The sequence below is a fragment of the Ruthenibacterium sp. genome (assembly GCF_017421385.1).
In the GTDB taxonomy this organism is placed as follows: domain Bacteria; phylum Bacillota; class Clostridia; order Oscillospirales; family Ruminococcaceae; genus Ruthenibacterium; species Ruthenibacterium lactatiformans.
Map to the genome: position 1 here is coordinate 1 of NZ_JAFOIN010000004.1, position 6128 is coordinate 6128.

General features: G+C 60.6%; 3 protein-coding genes and 1 pseudogene. All 4 read left to right on the plus strand.

The window, feature by feature from the left end:
- Window positions 1–73: 73 nt before the first annotated feature.
- Window positions 74–4147, plus strand: coding sequence for an efflux RND transporter permease subunit (locus tag IIY41_RS00615; RefSeq protein ID WP_287399167.1), 4074 nt, complete (start codon window positions 74–76; stop codon window positions 4145–4147).
- A gap of 13 nt (window positions 4148–4160) precedes the next feature.
- On the plus strand, window positions 4161–4751 hold the full coding sequence (locus IIY41_RS00620; protein ID WP_009324473.1) for a TetR family transcriptional regulator: 591 nt from the start codon (window positions 4161–4163) through the stop codon (window positions 4749–4751).
- Window positions 4752–4908: 157 nt separating this feature from the next.
- Window positions 4909–5667 (plus strand): RICIN domain-containing protein, encoded by a 759-nt coding sequence (locus IIY41_RS00625; RefSeq protein WP_069971774.1) that lies wholly within the window; start codon window positions 4909–4911, stop codon window positions 5665–5667.
- Window positions 5668–5894: 227 nt separating this feature from the next.
- A pseudogene (locus IIY41_RS00630) lies at window positions 5895–6128 on the plus strand (Gfo/Idh/MocA family protein); the annotation flags it as partial.

The window sequence follows — 6128 nt, forward strand, 5'->3', positions numbered from 1 at the left end:
CGGTCGGTCGGAACTCGTCCCTGCCGGGGAGCAGGAGGAGAATCCGCGTCCGCGCGTATTTTGGAGGGAAGATATGCTTCCGCAATTCAGTGTAAGAAAACCCTATACCGTGCTGGTGGCGGTAGTGCTGGTGCTTGTGCTGGGCGTTATCTCGTTTACGGGCATGACGACAGACCTTTTGCCGGCCATGGAGCTGCCGTATGTCGTGGTAATGACAACGTATCCCGGCGCAAGCCCGGAGAAAATCGAAACAACGGTGACAAAGCCGTTGGAAGCGGTGCTGGGTACGACGGGCGGCATTAAGAACGTCAGCTCGGTTTCCAGCGAAAACGCCAGTATCGTTATCCTGGAATTTGAACAGGGAACGAACATGGATTCCGCTATGATCGAGCTTTCGTCCAATGTGGACCTCGTTTCGGGCCAGATGGACGATGCGGTGGGGACCCCCATGCTGATGAAGATCAGCCCTGATATGCTGCCCGTGATGGTGGCCAGCGTGGATATGGACGGCATGGACGTGAAGGAGATATCCGCCTTGGCGGACGAAACCGTTATGCCGGCCTTTGAGCGCATCGACGGCGTTGCGAGCGTAGATGCCACAGGCCTTGTGGAGCAGCAGGTGACCGTAACGCTCGACCAGGCGAAGATCGACGCGCTGAACGATAAGGTCCTTGCCGGCGTGGATTCCGGTCTGGCGGACGCACAGCGTGAGCTGCGTGAGGGACAGGCCAAGGTGGCGGACGGCAAGGCGAAGCTGGCCGAGGGCGAAGCCGCGCTGGAAAGCCAAAAAGGCTCTGCGCTGGACAAGCTGGCCCAGGGCAGCGCCCAGGTGGACGGCGCCTCCGCCACGCTTTCCGCGCTGCTGAGCGAGGAGACCACGCTTACAGCCAACCAGAAGGCGTTCGAGGCCGAAAGAGACGGCTATACCCAGGCAAAGCAGGGGTATGAAGGCATCAATACGGCTCTGGCGGGGGCGCGGGACACCGCTCGTCAGGCTGCTGCGGCTGCTGCGAAGCAGGGAGTGCTGGACAGCGTGAACGCCCTGCTGGCACAGATGGGCCGGCCCGCTGTGGGCACTTATGAGGAAGCCGCCGCCGTTTACGCGCAACTCCAGCAGACTCAGCCGGGCCTGCCTGCCCTGCCGGACCCTGCGGTGGTGGGAGAACAGGCCGCCGCCGCCGTTCCAGCCAACGTGGACGCGCTTCTGGCTCTGGACGACGCGTCTTTTGAAGCCTTCAAGGCGCAGGCGGGCGCACTGCCCGGCGGCGAACAGCTTGCCGCGCTGGCAAAGGAAAGCCTGACGCAGCTGCGCGATGCGGCGTTGAGGGCGGACACGCGTCTGCCCGAGGTGGAGGCGGAGCTTTCCAACATTACCACGCGCCTCGCTGTAATTTCCGGCATGAAGCCTGCGCTGGAGGAAAACCTGAAAAAGGCACAGGATGCCTATGCCGAGCTGGAAAAGGGCAAGATGACGGCGGTAAACGAGCTCACCAGGGGTGAAGTGACGCTGAGTACCACAAAAACACAGCTGGAAGATGCGGAACAGAAGCTTGCGGACGCGCAGGAGCAGTTCGATCAGGCGCGGGATGCGGCCTATAAAAAGGCCGATCTGTCCGGCATGCTGACGGCGGACATGCTGGGCAACATCCTGATGGCCCAGAACTTCAACATGCCCGCGGGCTATATCACCGAAGGTGAGGAGCAGTATCTTGTCAAGGTGGGCGAGGAGTACGCCTCTCTGGAGGAGCTGGAAAACACGCTGCTGATGCACATGGATGTGGACGGCGTGGGCGATGTGCGCCTGTCCGATGTGGCGGATATCGCTCTGACGGACAACGCGGGCGAAAGCTATGCCAAGGTGAACGGCAACGACGGCGTGGTGCTGTCGTTCCAGAAGCAGAGCACGGCGTCCACGGCCACGGTGAGCCAGCGCATCAACAGCGCCATCGCACAGCTGCAGGAGCAGAACCCGGGCCTGCACATCACGCCGCTGATGGATCAGGGCGACTACATCGACATGGTGGTGGGCAGCGTCCTTTCCAATCTGCTGTGGGGCGGCCTGCTGGCCATCATCGTGCTGATCTTTTTCCTCAAGGACGCAAAGCCCACATTTATTGTGGCGTGCAGCATCCCGTTCAGCCTGATGTGTGCCATCACGCTGATGTATTTCACAGATGTGACGCTGAACATCATCTCGCTGTCGGGCCTTGCGCTGGGCGTGGGCATGCTGGTGGACAACAGCATTGTTGTCATCGAAAATATTTATCGTCTGCGTTCTCTGGGCGTGCCTGCCTCCAAGGCGGCCATCCAGGGGGCGAAGCAGGTGTCCGGCGCTATTTTTGCCTCCACGCTCACCACCATATGTGTGTTCCTGCCCATTGTGTTCACGCAGGGCATTTCCCGCGAGCTGTTCACGGATATGGGCCTGACCATTGCCTATTCGCTGCTGGCCAGCCTGGTGGTAGCCCTGACGCTGGTGCCCGCCATGGGTGCCGCCGTGCTGAAAAACACCAAAGAGAAAAGCCACAGGTGGTTCGACGCCTTTGTGGAGGGATACCAGAGGCTGCTGGGTTGGGCGCTGCGGCACAAAGCGCCGGTGCTGGCGGGCGTGACGGCGCTGCTGGCCATCAGCATTTTCCTGACAACGCAGATGGGCACAGCCTTCATCCCGGCGATGGACAGCCCGCAGATGTCGGCCACACTGACGATGCCCAGGGGCGCGGCGCAGCAGGATGCCTATGCCATGGCGGATACCGTCATGGAGCGCATCGCGGCCGTGGATGGTGTGGAGACCGTAGGCGCGATGTCCGGCGGCAGCGGTATGTCCTCGATGATGGGCGGCTCGTCCTCCGGCGGCAGCATCACTTATTATATCCTGCTGTCTGACGACCGCACCGCCACCAATGCCGACGTTTCCGCTGCCATTGAAGCGCAGGTGGCGGACCTGGAGTGCACCGTGGAGGTGCAGGAATCCACGATGGATATGTCCGCTCTGGGCGGCAGCGGTGTGGAGCTTGTCATCACCGGGCGCGGCCTGGACGAAATGAACGCCATCGCGGATGACCTGCGCGGTATTCTGCGCAGTACGGAAGGCCTTGTGGATATCTCGGAAAATTCGGTCACGGGAAACCCGGAGACACGCATCACAGTGGACAAATACAAGGCGATGCAGCACGGGCTGACCGTGGCGCAGATATACAGTGAACTTGCCGCCGAGCTGAAAGCCGAGAACACGGCCACCACGCTGACGCTGGACGGCACGGATACGCCCGTGGTCGTGGTGAAGCCGGCAGGACAGGCGCCTACGCGGGGCAACATCATGGATCACGCGTTCACGGTGACGAACGCGGAGGGCGAGGAGGAGACCGTCCGTCTGTACGACATCGCGGCAAAGCAGGAGACCGACAGCGTTTCCTCCATCAACCGGGAAAACGGCGCGCGCACCATGAGCGTGAGCGCGGGCGTGGACGCCCGGCACAACATCGGCCTCGTGAGCCGCGAGCTGGAAAAAAAGCTTGCGGATTACGAGCTGCCCGAAGGCTATACCGTTGAGATCGCGGGCGAAAATGAAACCATCAACAGCGCCATGACGGACCTTGTCAAAATGATCGCGCTGGCCGTTGTGTTCATTTATCTCATCATGGTGGCTCAATTCCAAAGCCTGATGAGCCCGTTTATCGTGATGTTCACGATCCCGCTGGCATTTACGGGCGGCCTGCTTGCGCTGTGGCTCACAGGCAGCGAGCTTTCCGTCATTGCCATGCTGGGCTTCCTTGTTCTGGCGGGCGTGGTGGTAAACAACGGAATCGTGTTCGTAGACAACATCAACCAGCTGCGGCTGGCGGGCATGGACCGCACGGAGGCCATTCTGGAAACGGGCCGCACGCGCATCCGCCCGGTGCTGATGACCGCGCTCACCACCATTTTGGCCATGTCCACGATGGCGCTTGGCATTGGCGACGGCGCGGAGATGACACAGCCCATGGCCATCGTTACCATCGGCGGCCTCACGTACGCCACGCTGCTGACGCTGCTGGTCGTACCCGTACTGTATGATATCTTCCGCAAAAAGCCGCTGTATGACCCGGAACTGGACGATGCGGCGGCAGACGCGGCGAAGGAACTGCCGCAGCCCGCGGCAGGCTGAGGAGGGATTCGTTATGGCGAAAAACGCGGAAAAGGAGACCGCTCTGTACGAGGCGGTATTCCGGCTGCTGGCCCGGGGCGAAAAAATGTACAGCGTAACGGTGCAGCAGATCGCGGAGGAGGCCGGCATCGGAAAGGGAACGGTATATGAATATTTCACCTCGCGGGAGGAAATCATATCAAAAGCGATGGCCTACCGCCTTCGCGGGGAGGCGGACGCGCTCTCTGAGCGGGTAGACAAAGCGGAAGGCTTTGAGCAGAAACTGGACACACTGCTGTGCTTTGCGCGGGATTCCGTACAGGCGCAGGCCTCCGGCATGAAGGTGCTGTTCGCCAGTGCGCGCACGCTGGAATCTCCCGAGGCCGTGTGCCGCCACATTGGAGATGCACAGGTGGTGGAGCAGCTTCGCGCAATGATCGCGCGCATTGTGGAGAGCGGTGTGCGGGAAGGGCTGCTGCGCCAACCGCCCAGTGAAGCGTATGCGCTGATGGCGCTTGCGGGCGCGGTGTTCGGGTATGCCAATTTGCAGCATATTCTGCCGGGCCAGGATGACGCCGCGCTGCGGGAGGACGCCAGACAAATGGTGCGCCGTGCGCTGTCATAGCGAAAAGCATGGTGCAAGATCCTGCGGAAAACAAACAATTTAGCCAAAGAAACAAACAGATACCTGTGCAGCTTGTACAATGCTCCGAAATCAGGACGGGCAGATTGAATTTTTTGACTTATTATGGTATAATTTCCCAAAAGGGGGTTGCTTTGAGATGAACGAGAAAAAACCTGTATCGAATGTTTGTTATCAAATCGCGGCGAAAAACGGCCGCGTGCTTGAAGTTGCCGATTTCAACACTGCCAGCGGCGCTGCCGTGCAGCTCTGGGACAATGTGAAGGAAGACAGCCAGATCTGGCTGCTTGTGGAAGTGGCCGAGGGCCTTTACAAGCTGGAGAATAAGCTGACGGGCAAGGTGCTCGACGTGATCAACGCCGGTTCCCAGAACGGCGCATGGCTGCACCAGTGGGATTATATCGGCAAGGACAACCAGCTCTGGACGCTGGAGCCGGCGGCGGACGGCCGCTGGAAGGTGCGCTCCAAGCTGTCTGGCCGGGTGCTGGATATCGTGGGCATGAGCCAGGAAAACGGCGCGCGCCTGCAGATATGGGATGATGTGGATGGCGAAAACCAGGCCTGGAAATTTACGGAAGTAAAAGCGGCGAAAAAGCCGGCGGCCAAAAAGGCTGCCGCGAAGAGAGCGGCGGCGGAAAAAGACGGGCCTGCCAAGGCGGAAAAGACGCCTGCAAAACGCGGCCGTAAGCCCGCTGTGAAAAAGGCGGAGGAGGCAAAAGCCGGGGCGCCCGCAAAGGCGTCCGAAGCGCCCAAAGCGGCGGCGCCTGCAAAGAAAGCAGCGCCGGAAAAAAAGCCGGAACCGGCAAAGAAAGCAGAACCGGCGAAAAAAGCCGAGCCGGTTCCTGCGCCTGAGAAGGGGAAACCCACGGCCGGGAAGTCTGCGCCGAAGAAAAAATAAAAGACGGCTTACGGCACGTTCGGGAGCCGAAGCATGGAAAACCAAAAATGCCGGAAAGCGCTGAAAAATGCGCAACCGGGAGAAAACACGGCCCCGGCTGCGGCAGTTGCCCGCAGCCGGGGCTTTTTTGCGCAAAACAGCCCTTGACGGAGCGCGGCGGGGGAGGTATGCTAAGAACCGTGCCTGCGGCGCGTCTTGCTGCAGCGGGCTGGAAAGGATGGAACAAAATGGCAAAACAGATCACTGCAATTATCGTGGGCGCGGGACACCGCGCACTGCTTTACAGTACCTATGCGCTGGAAAATCCACAGGCGCTCAAGATCGTCGGCGTGGCCGACCCGGACCCCATCCGCCGCAGAAAAACGGCGGAGATGCACGGGTTTGGAGAGGATATGTGCTTTGAAAGCGCCGAGGCGCTGGCGGAGCGCCCCAGGCTGGCCGATGCCGTCATCAACGGCACC

Bases quoted from the DNA above. Each gene is read 5' to 3' on its own strand.
- IIY41_RS00615 (WP_287399167.1), top strand. From the start codon at position 74: ATGCTTCCGCAATTCAGTGTAAGAAAACCCTATACCGTGCTGGTGGCG.
- IIY41_RS00620 (WP_009324473.1), top strand. From the start codon at position 4,161: ATGGCGAAAAACGCGGAAAAGGAGACCGCTCTGTACGAGGCGGTATTC.
- IIY41_RS00625 (WP_069971774.1), top strand. From the start codon at position 4,909: ATGAACGAGAAAAAACCTGTATCGAATGTTTGTTATCAAATCGCGGCG.